20 protein-coding genes are annotated in these 19375 nt (G+C 55.0%); 16 read left to right on the top strand and 4 right to left on the bottom strand.

Annotation, left to right across the window (positions count from 1 at the left end):
* The first annotated feature begins 54 nt into the window (after nucleotides 1–54).
* The 7 genes from BI292_RS23015 to BI292_RS22985 are packed head-to-tail and all read left to right on the top strand — an operon-like array spanning nucleotide 55 to nucleotide 5962.
* The gene (locus BI292_RS23015; protein WP_256592728.1) at nucleotides 55–1680 is read left to right on the top strand and encodes a hypothetical protein; all 1626 of its coding nucleotides are present in this window, start codon (nucleotides 55–57) and stop codon (nucleotides 1678–1680) included.
* 38 nt (nucleotides 1681–1718) lie between these two features.
* Nucleotides 1719–2411 carry a WbqC family protein gene (locus tag BI292_RS23010; protein ID WP_101209293.1) on the top strand — a complete coding sequence of 231 codons (693 nt, stop codon included), beginning with the start codon at nucleotides 1719–1721 and terminating at the stop codon, nucleotides 2409–2411.
* Nucleotides 2408–3331, top strand: a complete 924-nt coding sequence (locus BI292_RS23005; protein WP_101209292.1) for a glycosyltransferase family 2 protein — start codon at nucleotides 2408–2410, stop codon at nucleotides 3329–3331. The genes BI292_RS23010 and BI292_RS23005 overlap by 4 nt, the downstream gene beginning before the upstream one ends.
* Nucleotides 3318–3953 (top strand): trans-aconitate 2-methyltransferase, encoded by a 636-nt coding sequence (locus BI292_RS23000; protein ID WP_101209291.1) that lies wholly within the window; start codon nucleotides 3318–3320, stop codon nucleotides 3951–3953. Before BI292_RS23005 ends, BI292_RS23000 begins: the two co-directional genes overlap by 14 nt.
* Entirely contained in the window at nucleotides 3950–4615 is a 666-nt protein-coding gene (locus tag BI292_RS22995; RefSeq protein WP_101209290.1) for an acetyltransferase, read from the top strand. Before BI292_RS23000 ends, BI292_RS22995 begins: the two co-directional genes overlap by 4 nt.
* A complete protein-coding gene (locus tag BI292_RS22990) occupies nucleotides 4612–5541 on the top strand; it encodes a hypothetical protein (RefSeq protein ID WP_256592727.1) in 930 nt (309 codons plus the stop codon). The genes BI292_RS22995 and BI292_RS22990 overlap by 4 nt, the downstream gene beginning before the upstream one ends.
* Nucleotides 5534–5962 (top strand): GtrA family protein, encoded by a 429-nt coding sequence (locus BI292_RS22985; protein ID WP_101209288.1) that lies wholly within the window; start codon nucleotides 5534–5536, stop codon nucleotides 5960–5962. Before BI292_RS22990 ends, BI292_RS22985 begins: the two co-directional genes overlap by 8 nt.
* Before the next feature lie 27 nt (nucleotides 5963–5989).
* Here BI292_RS22985 and BI292_RS22980 read toward each other — a convergent pair whose 3' ends face one another.
* Complete coding sequence (locus BI292_RS22980; protein WP_101209287.1) at nucleotides 5990–7924, bottom strand: ATP-dependent DNA helicase RecQ; 1935 nt, start codon at nucleotides 7922–7924, stop codon at nucleotides 5990–5992.
* 464 nt (nucleotides 7925–8388) lie between these two features.
* Between BI292_RS22980 and BI292_RS22975 the strand changes: the two genes are divergently transcribed.
* The 5 genes from BI292_RS22975 (at nucleotide 8389) to BI292_RS22955 (ending at nucleotide 12673) form a co-directional block, all read left to right on the top strand.
* A complete protein-coding gene (locus BI292_RS22975) occupies nucleotides 8389–8670 on the top strand; it encodes a hypothetical protein (RefSeq protein WP_101209286.1) in 282 nt (93 codons plus the stop codon).
* Nucleotides 8671–8792: 122 nt separating this feature from the next.
* Nucleotides 8793–9923 carry a hypothetical protein gene (locus BI292_RS22970; protein ID WP_101209285.1) on the top strand — a complete coding sequence of 377 codons (1131 nt, stop codon included), beginning with the start codon at nucleotides 8793–8795 and terminating at the stop codon, nucleotides 9921–9923.
* Nucleotides 9924–10299: 376 nt separating this feature from the next.
* Entirely contained in the window at nucleotides 10300–10596 is a 297-nt protein-coding gene (locus tag BI292_RS22965; protein WP_101209284.1) for a hypothetical protein, read from the top strand.
* 314 nt (nucleotides 10597–10910) lie between these two features.
* Nucleotides 10911–11399 carry a helix-turn-helix domain-containing protein gene (locus BI292_RS22960; RefSeq protein ID WP_101209283.1) on the top strand — a complete coding sequence of 163 codons (489 nt, stop codon included), beginning with the start codon at nucleotides 10911–10913 and terminating at the stop codon, nucleotides 11397–11399.
* 2 nt (nucleotides 11400–11401) lie between these two features.
* On the top strand, nucleotides 11402–12673 hold the full coding sequence (locus BI292_RS22955; protein WP_101209282.1) for a type II toxin-antitoxin system HipA family toxin: 1272 nt from the start codon (nucleotides 11402–11404) through the stop codon (nucleotides 12671–12673).
* 75 nt (nucleotides 12674–12748) lie between these two features.
* On the opposite strand, the gene BI292_RS22950 is transcribed toward BI292_RS22955, so the two are convergent.
* Both BI292_RS22950 and hslO read right to left on the bottom strand, forming a co-directional pair.
* Entirely contained in the window at nucleotides 12749–14290 is a 1542-nt protein-coding gene (locus BI292_RS22950) for a phosphoenolpyruvate carboxykinase (RefSeq protein ID WP_092274937.1), read from the bottom strand.
* Between the two features lie 182 nt (nucleotides 14291–14472).
* Nucleotides 14473–15375, bottom strand: coding sequence for an Hsp33 family molecular chaperone HslO (gene hslO, locus BI292_RS22945; RefSeq protein ID WP_101209281.1), 903 nt, complete (start codon nucleotides 15373–15375; stop codon nucleotides 14473–14475).
* A gap of 102 nt (nucleotides 15376–15477) precedes the next feature.
* Here hslO and BI292_RS22940 point away from each other — a divergent pair, with 102 nt between their 5' ends.
* Entirely contained in the window at nucleotides 15478–16278 is an 801-nt protein-coding gene (locus tag BI292_RS22940) for a phosphatase PAP2 family protein (RefSeq protein ID WP_101209280.1), read from the top strand.
* 125 nt (nucleotides 16279–16403) lie between these two features.
* Here BI292_RS22940 and BI292_RS22935 read toward each other — a convergent pair whose 3' ends face one another.
* Complete coding sequence (locus tag BI292_RS22935; protein WP_092274946.1) at nucleotides 16404–16811, bottom strand: RNA-binding S4 domain-containing protein; 408 nt, start codon at nucleotides 16809–16811, stop codon at nucleotides 16404–16406.
* Between the two features lie 114 nt (nucleotides 16812–16925).
* On the opposite strand from BI292_RS22935, the gene BI292_RS22930 reads away from it, so the two are divergent.
* The 3 genes from BI292_RS22930 to rimK all read left to right on the top strand — a co-directional run bounded on the left by BI292_RS22930 (nucleotide 16926) and on the right by rimK (nucleotide 19104).
* Nucleotides 16926–17705 carry an EAL domain-containing protein gene (locus BI292_RS22930; RefSeq protein WP_101209279.1) on the top strand — a complete coding sequence of 260 codons (780 nt, stop codon included), beginning with the start codon at nucleotides 16926–16928 and terminating at the stop codon, nucleotides 17703–17705.
* Between the two features lie 83 nt (nucleotides 17706–17788).
* Nucleotides 17789–18202: an ATP-dependent zinc protease gene (locus tag BI292_RS22925; RefSeq protein ID WP_371918750.1), complete on the top strand. Its 414-nt coding sequence runs from the start codon at nucleotides 17789–17791 to the stop codon at nucleotides 18200–18202.
* Complete coding sequence (rimK, locus tag BI292_RS22920; RefSeq protein ID WP_007949201.1) at nucleotides 18199–19104, top strand: 30S ribosomal protein S6--L-glutamate ligase; 906 nt, start codon at nucleotides 18199–18201, stop codon at nucleotides 19102–19104. The genes BI292_RS22925 and rimK overlap by 4 nt, the downstream gene beginning before the upstream one ends.
* Nucleotides 19105–19375 lie beyond the last annotated feature (271 nt).

Raw genomic sequence — 19375 nt, 5'->3', positions numbered from 1 at the left:
CCCGATTTTCCTCTATGCTGCTCGACAGACAAGGCCGCAACAATGCATAAAACAATGGAACGAATCGCCCTCATCGTCATCGGTTTGTTCTTCTGTGTTTTGCTGACCGGGATCTCTGTCCCTTTATATTCAGATGAAATAGTTTCGAAATGGAGCGTTTCCAGGTTTTTTCTGGAGGACATGAAACTGGTTTCATTCTTCCCCCAATGTTCGACGATGTCCGACCGTGCGGTGTCCTGGGTTTTTTATCCCGCTGCCGCGTTGATTTCAGGGGTATATGCCAATCTGGGCCCACTGGGCATAAGGATAAGCGGAATTGTCTTTGCCGTGATCTGGTTTGGCCTCTTGGGAGCGTGGTGTCTCCAGCAGACAGACAATAGAACATTAGCGATCAAGCGTCTGGCGGGCCTGCTGGCATTTTCGGCATTAGGGGTCTTGCCTTACTTGCTAGTGCTTTCACGCTCCGAACAATTCATGACGCTACCGATTTTAATTTTTTGTATAACCGCCACCCAACTTCAGGGGCAGAAAACTCTGCCCATGCAAAGCATTACCGCACTGGCTCAGGTGTTCGTACTGTCCTGCTTTTTTTATGTTCATCCAAAAAGTTTGTTTTTTCTTCCGTTTGTATTGCTCGCACTTTGGCTCGTAACAAAGCGTGACCACGTGTTGATTCGTACTGGATTGCTGATCTACACGCTATTATTATTCTTTCAAGTACTTCAGGAATCAAACGCCATTGCAGCCTGCCAGGACGCTCCAGCCATGCAGGCGATGCTAGCGGCAAACACACTACTGCCAAAGATGATGTTTTCTGCGCCGGTTGAATTCTTCACGGCAGCAACCGACAACCTTGTCCGTTTCCCGGACAGGCTGCTGACTCATTTGACATTCAACCCGACCTCGCAGTCAGGATGGCTGCCGCCAATAGAGACCAGCGAGGCGTGGCTAGTTTATTTAAACTTGGCAGTACAATATTTGCTCTACTCTTTTATCGTCGGCATGCACATCGCCAGCCTGATATTTTTCATAGTGAAGATCGCCAAGCGCCAACTCTGCGCGCCCATTACGCTAGCCGCGCTACTGGCATCAGCGGACATATTCAACGCGCTGTTTTTCAACATTCAGAACTTCTACGCGGCCACTCAGTTTTTGCCAATTTCTTTAATACTTGCTGCCCTATTGATGCAGGCACAGGTACTGCCCAAACGGTGTAATTATCTGATGATTGGATACTCGAGCCTCTTGATCGTTGCCATCCTGTCGATGCTCACGCTTTTGCTCAAGGTATTTCCAGCCACCATAAGTAACGCTGCCTATTCCCAGGCTACGCTGCCCGGCCAGCCCTTATCGATTGCCGTCTTCAATGTCCCGTCTCACCTGAAATCCATTGAAAAACTGGGTGCGTCTTGTGGATTGTCGACTGAAAATGCAAAGAATATGGTTGTAGATCACATGACGTATTTCGCATACCTGAAAGTGAAGAAGCCAGTGCATGTCCTATACGTTTCGGAATACGGTTTTGGTGGAGACTTGTCAAACGGCCGCCTGCTGCCGTTCCTCAAAAAATTGGAAAGTCCAGGCTTGATCACGCGATGCGAATGGATGCCGCTAAAGTTTCGCGACGTGCAAAAAAGTGATGATGCGGGCTACTGCTGCGTAAATCTTGACGACTTATAAATCATGCATTTTATTCATTTGAAAGGCGTCTGAGCGAAATGAAGAAAATCGCTATCGTGCAATCCAATTACATACCCTGGAAGGGTTATTTCGACATGATTGCCGCTGTCGATGAATTCATCCTCTATGACGATATGCAATACACCCGGCGCGACTGGCGCAATCGAAACCAGATCAAGACGCCGCAAGGTCTGCAATGGCTGACGGTCCCCGTCAGGGTCAAAGGCAAATACCACCAGACGATTTTCGAGACTGAAATCGAGGGCGCCGAGTGGGCGCTGGTACATTGGAAGTCGCTGCAGCAAAACTATCGTCGCGCCCCTTTCTTTGAAGAAATCTCGTCATGGCTGGCGCCGCTTTACCTTGGTTCTTACACCCACCTTTCGAGTCTGAACAGGGCATTTCTCGAGAGCGTCTGCACTTATCTCGGCATTAAAACTGTCATCAGCGATTCATCGGACTACACGTTGAGCGATGGCAAGACCGAACGTCTGGCGAACCTTTGTGTGCAGGCGGGCGCGACTGAATACATTTCAGGCCCGGCAGCTCGCGATTATGTCGAAGCCGGCGTGTTTTCCGAACTCGGTATTGAGCTAAGCTGGTTTGATTATTCCGGTTATCCCGAGTATCCGCAGCTTTGGGGAGACTTCTCTCACAATGTGACCATTCTTGATGTGCTATTCAATTGTGGGAAAGACGCCCCTAACTTTATGAAATTCATACATCCATGAAACTATCAATCGTCGCAACACTGTATCAGTCTGCTGCCTACCTCCCGGAGTTCTACAAGCGAGCCAGTGCGGCAGCAGTTGAGCTAGTTGGCGAAGCATATGAAATCGTGCTGGTAAACGATGGATCGCCCGACAACAGTCTCGATGTTGCAGTGCAAATGACCGAACAGGACGATCACATTGTTGTGGTGGACCTGTCGCGTAATTTTGGTCATCACAAGGCAATGATGACGGGGTTGATCCATGCCAGTGGTGAGCGGGTATTCTTGATCGACAGTGATCTGGAAGAAGATCCGGAGTGGCTCCACGCGTTCGCGAAGCAAATGGAAAAAGACAGCTGCGATGTCGTCTACGGTGTGCAGGAGAGTCGAAAAGGTAATTTTCTGGAGCGCATCAGTGGGCGCTGGTTTTATGCACTCTTCAGATTGTTGACGGGGCTTCACCTCCCTGAGAATATCGTGACGGCACGATTGATGAGCCGACGCTATGTGAATGCGCTTATTAGCCATCAGGAACGCGAAGTCTTCATGGCAGGGCTGTGGCACATCACAGGATTCGTTCAACAGCCGCACCTGATAAAAAAACACAGCACTAGTGAAACAACTTATACCCTGCGTAAGAAAATGTCGTTACTGGTCAACTCCGTGACCTCTTTCAGTAATGCACCACTTATCGGCATTTTCTATATTGGCCTGGCGATTTCGCTGCTCTCCTGTTTCTACATTGCTTATCTGCTGATCATCAAGCTGACGCTCGCCACGCCGGTTGATGGCTGGACGTCCGTAATGGCCTCAATATGGCTTTTAGGTGGAATGATCATTTCGTTTATTGGCATCGTTGGTATTTACCTGTCCAAGATATTTTCCGAGACCAAGCAGCGTCCCTATACGATCGTGAGGCAAGTTCATGGAAAGCGGTAAAAGCGAAATCCTCTCTGAAGTTGCCGAGTATTACTCGTCCAAGCTTGCCCAACACGGCGAGACGCCTCAAGGCGTCGACTGGAACGGCAGAGAAGGGCAATACCTTCGGTTCAAACAGCTGACCAGGATCATTGAGAGCGCGGAACAATTTTCCATCAATGATATCGGCAGCGGTTACGGCGCATTTTTCGACTATTTGCAAGAGCGACACTCGGCCTTCTCCTATGACGGCATCGATGTATCTGCGGACATGATCAGCGCGGCAAAGCTGCGTTACCAGGACCAGGCCCATGCTCGATTTCATGTAGGCAGCGAACCTGCGCGATCCGCCGACTACGGCGTTGCTAGCGGCATTTTCAATGTACGTCTCGGGCGGACCGATGACCAGTGGTCGACTTACCTAGAAAGTGTGCTGGATACACTCGACAAAACCAGCCGCATGGGCTTTGCATTCAACTGCCTCACTTCGTATTCCGATCCCGACAAAAAACGTGATTATCTTTATTACGCTGATCCCGGCGTACTATTCGATCTATGTAAACGCCGCTATTCGCGTAATGTAGCACTGCTCCATGATTACGATCTTTACGAGTTCACTATCCTGGTGAGGAAACAGCCATGAAGACGCCACTGGTCATTTTTGGCGCAGGCGACATAGCACAACTCGCCCACTACTATTTTTCTACTGATTCAGACTATGAGGTCGTCGCGTTTACCGTTGACTCGGCCTATTTGAATGACACGCAGTTCTGCAACTTGCCGGTCTGTGCCTTCGAAGACTTGGAGGCCCACTATCCACCAGGCGAGAATGAGTTATTTGTTGCACTCAGTTACTCAAAGATCAATGCAATACGCAAAGAAAAGTACCTTGCCGCCAAGTCGATGGGTTACCGATTGGCCAGCTATATCAGCTCCCATGCAACTGTCCTGAACGAAGAAAGAATAGGTGAAAACTGTTTCGTTCTCGAAGACAACACCATTCAGCCATTTGTCACGCTCGGCAATAACGTGACGCTGTGGAGCGGTAATCACATCGGCCATCATTCCACCATTCGTGACCATGTTTTCATTGCTTCGCATGTCGTGGTTTCGGGTGGAGTTGATATTGGAGAGCAGTGTTTTATTGGGGTCAATGCTACGTTGCGCGACCATATCAAGATAGGTGAACGCTGCGTCGTCGGTGCCGGCACGTTGCTTCTTAGCGATGCCGAACCCGAGGGCCTATACGTGGGTGGGGCGACTGAGCGCTCTAAAGTCCCAAGTACCAAGCTGCGGAAGATATGAAGATGAAACCTCATTGGGAAAAGTTCGGTTTACTTTATTGCCCTTCCAGCACCGGACGGCATCCAAAACTTCTAACTCACGCCGCCAATCCTTTGCCGGTGTGGCTTGAAGGCGATGTCTACCGTATCTACTACAGTGGCAGAGATGCTGATAATCGCTCGTCCGTTGCCGCAGTCGATATAAATATCGTTACTCGCGAAATAATCGTTGAACACTACGCACCCGCGTTTGAACACGGCAACGAAGGCAGTTTCTTTGCCGATGGTGTGAGTATCGGTAATTGCTATGAGGTGGAAGGTGTTCGCTACATGCTCTTCATGGGCTGGCAAAGTCCTTGCGACGGCCATTGGCGTGGCGATATCGGTCGACTGATCGTCAATGCGGACCTGACGCTGGAACTTGATAGCACTACGCCTTTTATGGGGGCCGACTCTAACGACCCAATCAGCCTTTCCTACCCTTGGGTGATGCAACGTCCGGATGGCGATTACGACATGTGGTACGGGTCAACCGCTGACTGGGATGCAGGAAATGGAGAAATGCTACATACCTTGAACTATGCCTCATCGAGCGACGGGCATCATTGGGTGCGAAAAGGTTTGGCGGTTCCATACGTCATCGGTGAGGCGCAGGCGTTTTCCAGGCCTACAGTCACCGGCTCAACTGAAACCGGACTGGAGATGTGGTTCTCGTACCGCAGTGGTGGCGGCCAGTCTTACCGGATCGGCTACGCCCGTGGTCAAGATGATCATCCCTGGCAGCTTTGTCTCGACGATAGCGGTATCGATGTATCGAGCGATGGCTGGGATTCAGAAATGATCGAATACCCCTACGTGTTCATTCATGGAGAACGCCGCTACATGCTGTACAACGGCAATGGATACGGGAAATCTGGTTTCGGGCTGGCGGTCTGGATACATGCTTAGTTCGCTGAAATTACCTGATCGGGCATCCATCATCGAACTGGTACGTTATGGGGTGATCGGCGTACTGACCAACTCAATAGGCTATGCAATTTACCTGTTGATTACCTACGCGGGTGGCACCCCAAAAATCACGATGAGCATTCTTTACGCGATAGGCGCAACGATCGGCTTTATCAGCAATCGTAAATGGACTTTTTCCCATGAAGGCAACTTGTTGAGCGCCGGTGCTCGATATGTATTTGCGCACACCCTCGGGTATTGCTTGAATTTATCCATATTGATTATCTTGGTGGACCATCTCGGTTATCCGCATCAGTGGGTCCAGGTGTTCTCGATATTCGCGGTTGCCGGCTTTCTGTTCTTGATGTTCAAGTTTTTTGTTTTCCCCAAAACATTGATCGATCAACACAGCCAAGCATAGTTGGTTTCTTTAAGCCAAAGCTGACGTTCATTCACGCAATGGCGCTTGCGCCCACTCCCGCACTTCGGCATACGGATAATCCTCCAGCACGCCAAAACCGGGAATCGCTCGTGCCTTGAGTTTGGTAAACAGCGGCACGCTGATCCCGCACAAAAACCGCGTCACCCGCTCCGCTGTCGGGACATTCCCCGTGTACTGCTCGTGCTTGTGGATAAAGTCAGCGCACAGCGCTTGGAAATTTTTATCCACAAGCGCCGGTAATTCCGGTGGCGCCGGCAGCCGCGCCACATCGCCGTGGCACACCGAGCAATGCCCACACTGGCGCGGCGCGTTCTGGTCGCCGAAGTACTCGGCCAGTCGATAACCCAAACAATGCTCGGTGGCGAACAGATCGAGCATCGCGTGAATCCGCGCGATCTCGGTTTGCTCATGCCGCGTGAAGTAGGCGTGCAATTCCTCGCTCAACGCCTGCGCGTCAAAACCGCTTTGCAGCAGGCTGTAGACCTCAGTCATCTGTTTGCTTTCGAGCTCGACCCAGCCCTTCTCCTGGAAGTAATCCAGCGCTTTGACCACTCGATTGCGCTCGGCCGAATGTTGCTCGTACAGCGCATCGAAATTCACCGTCGCCCAGGTCCGCGCGCGCGCAGAGGTCTGAATGATCGCCGCGACAAAGTCTTTGCGCTCGCCTTCAAACCGCGCGAGCAACGCCTCCGGTTCCTGCAAATATTTGAAACGGTATTCGGCGTAATAGGCGTAACGCGGGGCGATGATTGCGCGCAGTTCCAATTGCACCAGCAAGGTCTTTAGCGGGAGTTGGCGAATATTGCTCTGGTCTGCCAGCGGCCCAAGCAGAAACTCCCACTGCCCTTCTGGCGCAGCTGCTTGCAATTCGTCGAGCACGCAACGGATGCCATTGAGCTCCGGGGTGTCGCCATACACGAAGTTTTCCAGCACGTTGAGGCTGTCGCGGTTGGCCAATACCAGGCAGTCCGACGGCTGCCCGTCACGCCCGGCGCGGCCGATTTCCTGGCTGTAGTTTTCGATGGATTTGGGCAGATCGAAATGCACCACGTTGCGAATATCGCTCTTGTCGATGCCCATGCCGAAGGCGATGGTGGCAACGATGCAATTGGACTGGCCGCCCATGAAGCGTTTCTGGATCGCCTCGCGTTGATCGTGCGGCAAACCGGCGTGATAAGCCTCAGCCTGAATACCGTTGCGAACCAGATGTTCGGCGATGTGCTCGGCGGTTTTCTGCAGCGTGACGTAGACGATGCTCGGCTGGCCGGGACGCGCGCTCATCCATTCGACGAGGCGTCGGCGTTTGTCCGCGCCGCGAACCGGCTCCACCAGCAGATTGAGGTTGGGCCGATAGAAACCTGTGGTCACCACGTCCTCGGGGGCGATGGCGAATTTCGCTTCCATATCCGCGATGACTTTTGGCGTCGCAGTGGCGGTCAGCAGCAGCGCCTGAGGAATGTTGAACTGGCGTTGATAGTCCGGCAGCTTCAGGTAGTCAGGGCGAAAGTTATGGCCCCATTCGGAGATGCAGTGCGCCTCGTCGACCACCAGCAGCGAGATCGGCACTTGCTGCAAAAAGTTACGGAAGCGCTCGTTCTTCAGGCGCTCCACGGAAATCATCAGGATCTTCAGTTCGCCGGACTTGGCGCGCGCCATCACATCGCTGGCGTCGTCGCGGCTCTGCGCCGAATCAATGCTGCCTGCCGAGATGCCGTGGCGTTGCAGGAACGCCAATTGGTCCTGCATCAGCGCCAATAGCGGCGACACCACCAGCGTCAGGTGCGGCAGCAGCAGCGCCGACAATTGGTAACACAGGGACTTGCCCGAACCGGTGGGGAAAATCGCCGCCGCCGAGCGCCCGGCCAACACAGCGCTGACCGCCGCCTCCTGGCCGGGCCGAAACTGCGGATAACCGAAAACCTGTTCCAGGGTGTTGTGCATAAGCTGTCACTCCGTTGACCGCTGCGAAGCCCAAAGACTAGTCGGGGATTGCAGCGCGTCGAGAAAAGGTCGGGACCAAAACGATACGGGATGATACAGCGGATGCAATGCCCGACTTGCAGGGAACGCGAGCCGCCGTGGGAGTAAAAATTCCTCGGGCGGCGGTCGCTGATTCTTCAGGCAGGCCGGTAGGACGCGACGAAATATCCCACGAATTCTGGCGCTCGATTTCCAGCGATTCGCCGCGCAATGCCTGACAGCCCTGTAAGAGAATTTACCGGCAAACGTTTTCCCGTAAAAAGCCCTGCGAAACGCGTAGGGCAAATCTGAAAACACCGGTAAATCCCCTACAAAGTCTGTCCATCAAAGCCGTATTGCCGCGTCGCGGGCTGGCCTTTTATAGTCCGAGCCCCGCCTGAAACAGCACTCTGCGGTTGCAGTGATTTCACACAGGACAGACCTCGATGAATACGCTCCATCCGCAGTCCGACCGTTATCGACCGCTCAAGTCCAGCTACAGCAATGCGCCGGTGTTGGTCATCGACACCGAAGCCGATCCGCACGAGATTCTCGATGCAGCGCGCCAACGCATTCGCGCGGCCAGCGACTTGCTGGAAACATTGCAGTGCTATTGTTTCAAAGAGGCTGACATCAAGGACATTCCGCACATCATCAACGCTCTTTACTTGTTAACACAGGACGGCAATCAATTACTTGAAGTTGCCCAGTTGCAATTGAAGCGTTGAACCTCTCAATAATAATCAGCAATAACAAATCAGCAATACAAAAGCCGCAACAACTGAACGCTTTCTTATTTGATCGGGCAAACTTAGTCTGCACGCTCTTTCAATCATAAAAGAGCAACATCATGACGACGTTAACTGTTTTCTTTTGCGGCACCGGCTCGACTAAATTTGATAACAAGAACACCACTTACTGGAACGGCGAACTGGTTGCCACACTTGCTTCCAATCACGCCGGGCGCGAGTTTGCCGAGTGGATTGTGATCGATGGCCCCGGCACCAGCAACCTGCAAGCCGACGAACTGTTTACCCAATCCAAGGACTATGGCCTCAGCGGAACCCTGTTCGGCAAGGGCTGGGAAGAAAACGTCAAGCACGCGGTCAACATCGTTCTTGGTCGTAGTGACTGGCAACGCGAGAAATTGACTGAAGCCGAATACAACCGCTTGAAAGCCGCCGGCATTCCCATCGACGATGTAAAAGTCGAGGGTTCGTGGATGTGGCGCAAGTATAACTACGGCGACCGTAGTGTGACCCAGCAAAAGTTGCAGGAGCAAATCATCAAGACCTTCCGCAAGGACGGCATTATTCCAACTCGCATCAACCTGGTCGGCTGGAGCCGTGGCGGCATTAGTTGCCATATGTTGGCCAACGCGCTTTATAACGATATGCAGCTTCGCGATATTCCGGTCAACATCTTTGCGATTGATCCGGTCCCGGGCATATCCAACTTTCAGAGCGAAAAAGTCAAACTGGAAAAGAACGTTAAAGAGTACGTGGCGTTTTATGCTCGCGACGAGCGCTCGAAAGGCTTCAGTTGCGTGATCCCGCAAACTTCGCCACTGACCAAAACCCATGTTTACCCGATGCCTGGCCGCCACGGCACGCTGGTGGGCAACGCCGCCGCCGATGGTGTCAGCGGGCCGAAAACCCTGGCAGAGCCGGGCCAGATCGTCCGTCACTTCGCTGAAGCCTGCCTCAAGCGCTGGGGCGTGACGCTGAACAAAACCCTGAACCTGACCCACGCGCAACTGGAAAACCTGCACACCGTGATGGGTCGTGACGACTCTAAATACGTGGCGATGCGCAAGATTTCTTACACCTATTTCACCGAACTGGACCTCGGTGAGCGCTATGTGTCGCTGGGCAGCAAGGGGGTTAATTTTTCTGCGGTGAAAGGCACGATCTTCGCGCCGGCGACGGGGCTGACGACGGGTTTGAAAATGGAGAAGGACTCGTATCTGCACATTCGTTGAACGAGTCAATGATGCTGGGAAACGATGTGTTTAAAAGGCTCGCGTATTCGTAGGAACAGCCTATAGAAACTTCGCCCACTTCCTACAGAGTCCGGCGCCTTGTCTTCTATCGTCGCAGTGGTGCCGACACCTATAGTCGTGACTGTCGCTGCCAATACAGCGGCTCGGGCTTGGTCACCCGATGGAAGACATAAGCGCGTCCGTTGTATGCTGCCGGCACCTCAAGTGTCTGCACGCTATATGGTGGCTGTGTTTGGGACGTCTGATGGCGTGCCGGTCTTATGTATTCCTCCGGTTGACCAACCCGAACACAGTCCGCCTCCATCGCTTGGTCACGATGGCAGCGGTTCATCTGATGCATTTGGGAATACATAAAATGAACAACAGCAATCCGCCAAATGATCGTTACCTCCCACTTCAAAGCAACCTCACCAATACCTCGCCGCTGATCATCGACACAGAGGCCGATCCCCAAGACATTCTCGAAGGCGGGCTCCAGCGAATCCGAGCCGGCAGCGACCTGCTGAAAACCTTGCATTGCCTGTGCTTCAAACACGGCGACATCGAAGACATCCCGCACATCACCCACGCGCTCTACCTGCTCACCCAGGACGGCTGCGACCTGTTAAAAGTCGCCCAGCAACGCATGATGGGTTGGACAGCACCTGCCTGACGCCGAACGCAGCTCATTCCCATGCTCCGCGTGGGAATGCTCCACGGACGCTCCGCGTTCGGTAATTCGGGATGCAGAGCTTTCGTATGTGAACGATTGAAAGGATGACTACTAACACTTAACTCGCATTATTCTGGTTGTTTAACCAATTTTCACTTGGAATATTGCCAGTTATAGCTCCGTTGCTGATGTGGGGTGGCCCATGAACAAAACTCATGAGCGCTGCCAGCTACGCCCAGGCATTAACTGGCTGCCCAAGACATAAGTGCTATTATTCTGGCATTTAAGGCTAAAAACTGAAGGAATAATGGCATATGGCTAAGAAGACAGCGCCCTTGCTGCCATCCGCATCCAGGCTGCTCGCTGAATTCGGCGAACGGCTCAAACTTGCCCGGTTGCGTCGCAAACTGACTGCCAAGCAGGTTGCCGAAAGAGCCGGGATGTCGCTGACAACCCTTCGTTCATTGGAGTCAGGCAACTCCGGAGTGACGATGGGTGCCTACATGTCAGTCATGCAGGTTCTGGGCTTAGAGAAAGATGTGAGCAAGCTTGCCGAAGAAGATGAGGTGGGGCGCCAACTTCAAGATGCTCGATTAACCCCACAAGCCACCGCAGCAAACCGTAAACGACAAAGGGTGCGTCGCATGTCTTCAACAGAGACCTCATCACCGATTCCCGAAAGGCCTGCAGGAACTCCACAAAGTCCTATCTCTGATTCAGACCTTGAGGTTGATTTCCCTCTGAATACCCACAGTTTCGCCAATTTGATCAAGACGAAAAAACCCAAACCCACGACGGAGTAAAGATGACACTGATCGCGGTTTATGCCGATTGGGAAACGCTGGCCAAACCCAGGCGTTTGGGTTTTCTCCATGCCAGTAAGGCTCGCTCCACCACCGTGTTCGAATTTGAGTACGACCCTGTTGCTTTGGCCGATCCACAGTTGAACTCAACGGTGTTGGATCCGCGCATCAAGCCGTTCGAGGGACGCCAATATCCTGCAAAGCACCAGACCCGCTTCGGCGTCTTTGCCGACTCAAGCCCGGACCGCTGGGGCCAATTGCTGATGAAGCGCCGACTGGAACGAGACATCCGCGATGGCCTCGCCCCCAAGGGATCCAAGCTGGACGAATCGGATTTCCTGCTCGGTGTGCATGACCTCTTTCGAGTCGGCGCTATCCGCTACAAGCTCGATGACGAAGGCAGTTTTCTGGATGATCGAAATGGCCTGGCAGCGCCTCCCTTTATTGCTTTACGGGCACTGGAGCAAGCCAGTCGGGCATTGGAAAACGATCCTGACAACACCGCACTCGAAGGCCGCGAGTGGCTGAAAATGCTGATCGCTCCCGGCGGCTCGCTTGGCGGCGCCAGACCCAAGGCAAGCGTCGCGGACAAGAATAATCATCTGTGGATCGCGAAGTTTCCCAGTACTCGTGACGACTATGACGTCGGCGGGTGGGAGTTTGTCGTCAACGTTCTGGCTAATCGTTGCGGTCTGCGAGTGGCCGAAGGGCTTGCGCAACGCTACGCGAGTGACCATCACTGCTTCATGGTCAAGCGCTTCGACCGCACAGAAAGAGGTAGCCGACTGCATTTTGCTTCAGCCATGACCATGACCGACCGCGTAGATGGCGACGATGCATCCGTCGGCGCCAGTTACTTGGAATTGGCGAGAGTGCTCATTCAACAAGGCTCGGAACCCGATGAAGATCTCCGCGAATTGTGGTCGCGCATCGTGTTCAGCATCCTGGTCTCCAATACTGATGATCACCTGCGCAACCATGGTTTTTTGCTTGATCCGGGTCGTGGATGGCGCTTGTCAGATGCCTACGACGTCAATCCTGTCGCACAGGCCGACGGGTTGAAACTCAACATTACAGATTCAGACAACGCTTTGGATCTCGAACTCGCGCGTGAAGTAGCGGCGTATTTTCGGGTCAGCCGTGCAGATGCGGACGAAATTATTGAGCACTTTCAGGACGTGGTGCGCCAATGGCCTACGGTGGCCCGTGCTGCGGGCCTTTCGAAGCGCGAGCAAGACAACATGGCTCCTGCATTTCTTCACGCTGAAAAATGACCTTGGGCAACGCTTCTTTCGCCCACAAAAAAGCCGCCCCAACAGGGCGGCTTTTTCACAACTTCAACGCAAACTTTACAACTTAGGCCCGGCAGCCTTGATCGCGTCGCTCACTTCGAACTTCTTGAAGTTCTCAACGAACAATCCGGCCAATGCCTTGGCAGCCTCGTCGTAAGCAGCCTTGTCAGCCCAGGTGTTGCGTGGGTTCAACAGGCCAGTTTCAACGCCCGGCACGGCCAATGGCACGTCGAGGTTGATGGTGTCGAGGTGCTCGGTTTCAGCACCGATCAACGCGCCGCTCTGGATCGCCGCGATCACGCCACGTGTAGTCGGGATGTTGAAGCGTTTGCCGACGCCGTAGCCGCCGCCGGTCCAGCCGGTGTTGACCAGATAAACCTTGGAGCCGAAGCCGCGGATGCGCTTGATCAGCAGCTCTGCGTATTCGCCGGCCGGACGCGGGAAGAACGGTGCGCCGAAGCAGGTGGAGAAGGTCGACTTGATGCCGCTGCCGGAACCCATTTCGGTCGAGCCCACCAGTGCGGTGTAGCCGGACAGGAAGTGGTAAGCCGCTTGTTCTTCGCTGAGGATCGACACTGGCGGCAGCACGCCGGTCAGGTCGCAGGTCAGGAAGATTACCGCGTTTGGCTCGCCGCCCAGGTTCTTCTCGGAACGCTTGGCAACGTGCTCCAGCGGGTAAGCAGCGCGGCTGTTCTGGGTCAGGCTGACATCGGCGTAGTCGGCGTGCTTGGCGTCGTCGATAACGACGTTTTCCAGGACTGCGCCGTGCTTGATGGCTTTCCAGATGACCGGCTCGTTCTTCTCGGACAAGTCGATGCATTTGGCGTAGCAGCCGCCTTCGATGTTGAAGACCACGCCTTCGCCCCAGCCGTGTTCGTCGTCACCGATCAGGTAACGGCTTTCGTCGGCCGACAGGGTGGTTTTACCAGTGCCCGACAGACCGAAGAACAAGGTCACGTCGCCTGCTTCGCCGATGTTGGCGGCGCAGTGCATCGGCAGCACGTCGGCGGCCGGCAGCAGGAAGTTTTGCACGGAGAACATGGCTTTCTTCATTTCACCGGCGTAACGCATGCCGGCGATCAGCACTTTCTTCTGTGCGAAGTTGAGGATCACGCAACCGTCGGAGTTGGTGCCGTCACGCTCTGGCACGCATTCGAAGTTGGCTACGTTGAGGACTTGCCACTCGTCACGGCCAGCCGGGTTGTACTGCTCAGGGTTGATGAACAGGCAACGGCCGAACAGGTTCTGCCAGGCGGTTTGGGTGGTCATCTTCACTGGCAGGTAGTGGTCGGCGGACGCACCTACATGCACGTGGGAAACGAAGTGCTCTTGCGCGTTGTTGAACGCCTCGACGCGGTCCCACAGGGCATCGAACTTGTCGGCCGGGAACTTGCGGTTGATCGGGCCCCAGGCAATGGCTGCCTGTGTGGAAGGCTCGTCGACGATGAAGCGATCGACTGGCGAGCGGCCGGTGCGGTGACCGGTGCGAACAACCAGCGCGCCGGTATCGGCAAGCTCGCCTTCACCGCGACTCAGGGCTTCTTTGACCAGATCATCAACACTCAGATCGGTGTACACGGCGTTATTGGCTTGCGTCATGAGATTCCCCGTCGGCCAGTGGCCGAGTGTGCTCCAAACGTTTTGTAGTAGAAAGTCGTGCACTACTACCGCGACAAAAAGTGGGCCGGATTATGCCAGAAACGCCCAAAAAAAGTAGGGCCCTCCCGTCGTAACGGCGTTATTCCGGCGCTTACCAGTGAATTTACCTGCGCTGAACCGTTTTAGTGCCGGGTATCTGACGGGGTATCAACGCCCGCTCCAGCGAACAATTGAGCGATATCGGCGGCATCGAACAGGTAACGCTGGTTACAGAACTGGCAATCGATCTCGATGTGGCCGCCATGTTCGATAACCAGCGACTGGGCATCTTCCAGACCCAAGCTGACCAGAGCATTGGCAGAACGTTCGCGAGAGCAACTGCAGCGAAAACGCAGTCGCTGCACGTCAAACAAGCGCACTTGCTCTTCGTGGTAGAGGCGATGGAGCACGGTTTCGTTGTCCAGGCGGAGCAATTCATCGGCGGTCAGGGTGCTGGCCAGCGCGGTGATGTGCTGCCAACTGGCGGCGCGTTCTTCCTCGTCTTTCAGACGGTCGGCAGGCAATTGCTGCAGCAGCAGGCCGCGGGCGCGACGGCCATCGGCGTACAGCCAGAAACGCGTGCCGACTTGTTGCGACATCACGAAATAGTTGGTGAAACACTCGGACAAAGTCTCGCCGTCGAGGTCGACAATGCCTTGGTAACGCTGGCCCTGAGTCGGGTCAACGGTCAGCGCCAGCACGCCGTTGGGCATGAGGTCGGCGAGGGTCGCATCGGGGGCAATCTGATCGGCTTCGTAACGCGCGAGGCCACGGATTTCGCGCTCGCTGGAGCACTCGATCATCAGCAACGGGATCGGGCCATCGGAACGCGCCTGCAAAATCAGCAAGCCGTCGAACTTCAGCGCGCCGACCAGCAGCGACGCGGCGGCCATCAGTTCGCCGAGCAGTTGCGCAACGGGCTCCGGGTAGGGGTGTTTGGCCAGTACTTCGGCATAGCTACGTTCCAACGCCACCAGCTCGCCGCGGGTGTCGCTGTCATCGAAGATGAAGCGTTGGGTGAAGTCGGAATCCGGTAGATCGGTCATAGGTCTGGGTATCTGAAGTGATGACAATTTGATTACAAAAAGTGACAATTACGCTTTGCGGCACCACTTTGGTGCGCGATGTTCCGCCATTGGAGGCATTTTATGAACAATCCGGGTTTGTTCCAAGCAAGGTGGAACCTCCGCCGGTTGGTTTTGTGCAATGTCGTGCCTTTAGCGCTGCTGGCATTCTGGTTATGGCCCACGGGTCAGATGTTGTGCATGATTTTCGACGAATGGCTGTTTCGTCTGCTCAATACGCCGTTGGCCAGTAACTCGATATGGCTCCACATTTGGGCAATTGCAAGTCTGCGGCCGTTTGACGCGGTGGTTGGGGTGATTCTGCTGACGCTGCTGATCAGCGGCGACTGGGTGTTTGAAGCGGTCAACGTGCGCCGTGCGTTTTTCGGTTTTCTGGCGGTTCTGTTGTTGCTGCTGTTTATCCGCATGCTGTTTTCGAAATTCGCCGACTACATGGACTGGCAGCACAGCAGCCCGTCGATGATGCTCGAAGGCGCGGTGCACATGAGCGAATACTTCCCCGGGCTTGAGAAGACCTGGCAGTTGAAGGACCGCTCGAGCCAGAGCTTCCCCGGTGATCATGCTTCGGTGTTGTTGATCTGGGCGATGTTCATGACCGTGTTCAGCCGCAGCACCGGGCAAACGCTGACGATCTGGGGGCTGGCGTTGCTGTTCATGATGCCGCGCCTGGTGGCCGGCGCGCATTGGGGCCAAGACGATTACATCGGCGGCGTGCTGCTGGCGGTGTGGGCGTTGGGCTGGGGTTATTACACGCCGTTCGCGTATCACGTTTCGGAGTTTTTCCTGAAAGTGACGACGCCGGTGTTTGGGCTGCTGGGGAAATTGCCGGTAGTTTCACGGATGAGCGTGGTGCGTAGCGCCTGATGCATTCGCGGGCAAGCTTCACTCCTGCAATTGACCGAGATCACCTGTAGGAGCGAGGCTTGCCCGCGAAAGCGTCCGCCCGGACAACGCCGGAACAATGCCGGAACAATGCCGAAACAACTTGATCACTCGTCGTTACTGCTGCCACGAAACTTGAACAAATCCCGGCGCTGCTTTTTGCTCGGTTTGCCATCGGTGCTCACGCCCAGCGAACCGGCCTTGCGCATCGCCGCCGCGGCTTCACGCTTGGCGACGCTGGCTTCGGTTTCCGCATATAAAGTCTGCGCTTCCGGCGCGCCGCGTCTGACGATCGACAGCGCCTGGACCACCACTGTTTTCTCTTCAAAGCCGATGCGGATCTGAAACTCATCGCCGATGCGCGGCTCCTTTCCCGGTTTGCAGCGTTCGCCCCGGCAATGCACCTTGCCACTTTCGATGGCTGATTTGGCCAGCGCACGCGTCTTGAAAAACCGCGCCGCCCACAACCATTTATCGAGGCGAACCTTGTCGTCCTCTTCCTGTTTTTGTGCCATTTGAATTCCTCATTCCGCCAGTAGTCGGAACTGTACTACCGTTTCTGTCGGGCGCAAGAACCCGCTCCGGCAGATAGACTGTGATCGTGGCCGGTTTCCGGCATGGAGTGATCGATGACTATATTCCCCTCTTCCCTGACCTCACCCAAATCCGGTTGCCAAGGCTGCCAGCAAAGTGAAGCGCTGGGCTTTGACTTTGCCTTCGCCTATCAACCTATCGTCGATCTGCGCGACCAGTCGGTCTTCGCCCACGAAGCGCTGGTGCGTGGCCTCGCCGGTGAAGGCGCGATGTCGGTGTTAGATCAAGTTACAGAAGAGAATCGCTACCGCTTCGACCAGCTCTGCCGGACCCGGGCCATCGAAGGCGCGGCGAATCTAAATATGCAGACACACTTGTCGATCAACTTCATGCCCAACGCGGTCTATCGTCCGGAGCTGTGCATTCGCAGCACCCTGGAAGCAGCGAAGAAACATGATTTCCCGATCAACCGACTGATTTTCGAAACACTGGAAAGCCAGCACGTAGATAACTATCGCCATTTGACCAATATTCTGCGTGAATACCGCGAATTCGGCTTCATGACCGCCATCGATGACTTCGGTGCCGGTTATTCGGGGCTCAATCTGCTCGCGGATTTCCAACCGGACCTGATCAAACTCGACATGGCGCTGATCCGCGATGTCGACCGCGACCGTGTCCGTCAGGCCATCGTGCGGGGGATTGTCACAATGTGTGCAGAGTTGAACGTTACAGTCATTGCCGAAGGCATTGAGACGGCCGGTGAACGGGATTTCCTGGCGGACTGTGGAATTTTTCTGATGCAGGGTTACTGGTTCGCCAAACCTGCATTCAAAGCGTTGGCCCAGGTAGCTCCTGAAGCCTGGACGCGTTAATCGCCGGTTGTTCCTAATTGAAGACATTTGACCATTTGACCGTTGTCGGTCTGCGCGAGTGGGTGGCGCTCCCGGATTTGGGAGTGGCGGGCCTTCGGGCGAAAATCGACACCGGCGCCAGCACTTCCAGCCTGCACGCCACCGACATCGAACGCTTCGAGCGGGACGGGCAAGAGTGGCTGCGTTTCACCGCGCATCTGGGGTCGGTGGTGCAATTGCGCCATCGACGTTGCGAAGCGCCGCTGGTGACAATGAAGACCATCAAAAGCTCCAACGGCCACGCGCAGATGCGTTATGTGGTCAGCACCACCCTGGCCCTCGGTGATCGGGTCTGGCGGGTCGAGTTCACCCTCGCCTGCCGCAAATCCATGCGCTATCGCCTGTTACTCGGTTCCAAAGCCTTGATCGACGGCCAGTTGGTGGTCAATCCGGGCATCAAATACGTACAAGACAAGCCGGTGTTCCCGGTATCTACCTCCTCCACAGGTGTTGCATGAAGATCGCTGTGCTGTCGCGGAATCCGCGTCTGTATTCCACCCGTCGTCTGGTCGAAGCCGGTACCGAGCGTGGCCATGAAATGGTGGTGATCGACACCTTGCGCGCCTACATGAACATTGCCAGCCACAAGCCGCAGATCCACTACCGCGGCAAGCCGCTGGAAGGTTTCGACGCGGTGATCCCGCGGATCGGTGCGTCGGTGACGTTTTATGGCTGCGCGGTGTTGCGCCAGTTCGAAATGATGGGCGTGTTCCCGCTTAATGAATCGGTGGCCATTGCTCGTTCGCGGGACAAACTGCGCTCGCTGCAATTGCTCTCGCGTCGCGGAATCGGTTTGCCGGTGACCGGGTTTGCGCACTCCCCGGATGACATTCCCGACTTGATTGACATGGTCAACGGCGCACCGCTGGTGATCAAGGTGCTGGAAGGCACTCAGGGCATCGGCGTGGTGTTGTGTGAAACGGCGACAGCGGCGGAATCGGTGATTGAAGCGTTCATGGGTTTGAAGCAGAACATCATGGTGCAGGAGTACATCAAGGAAGCCGGCGGCGCCGACATTCGGTGTTTTGTGGTCGGCGACAAGGTGATCGCGGCGATGAAGCGTCAGGCCAAACCGGGTGAATTCCGCTCCAACCTGCACCGTGGCGGCAGCGCCAGCCTGATCAAGATCACCCCGGAAGAACGCATGACCGCGTTGCGGGCGGCGAAGGTGATGGGTTTGGCGGTGGCGGGTGTGGATATCTTGCGTTCCAACCACGGGCCGCTGGTGATGGAAGTGAATTCGTCGCCGGGGCTGGAAGGGATCGAGACCACCACCGGCAAGAACGTGGCGGGGATCATCATTGAGCATCTTGAAAAGAATGGTGGGCCGAACATGACGCGCACCAAAGGGAAGGGCTAAAGCCAAGAGCCCCCTCACCCTAACCCTCTCCCCAGAGGGGCGAGGGGACTGACGGTGGTGTTCTTTCGAGCTACATCGACCTGAAAAATCGAGTCGAGCTCAAGTTTGAAAACAACCGAGATCTGCCCCCTTTCCCCCTCTCCCCTCTGGGGAGAGGGGACTGACGGTGGTGTTCTTTCGAGCTACATCGACCTGAAAAATCGAGTCGAGCTCAAGTTTGAAAACAACCGAGATCTGCTCCCTTTCCCCCTCTCCCCTGTGGGGAGAGGGG

The organism is Pseudomonas sp. 43NM1, assembly GCF_002836905.1.
GTDB classification, from domain to species: domain Bacteria; phylum Pseudomonadota; class Gammaproteobacteria; order Pseudomonadales; family Pseudomonadaceae; genus Aquipseudomonas; species Aquipseudomonas prosekii.
Note: the sequence above shows the minus strand (reverse complement) of the source record. Positions and strands in the feature narration are given on the sequence as shown.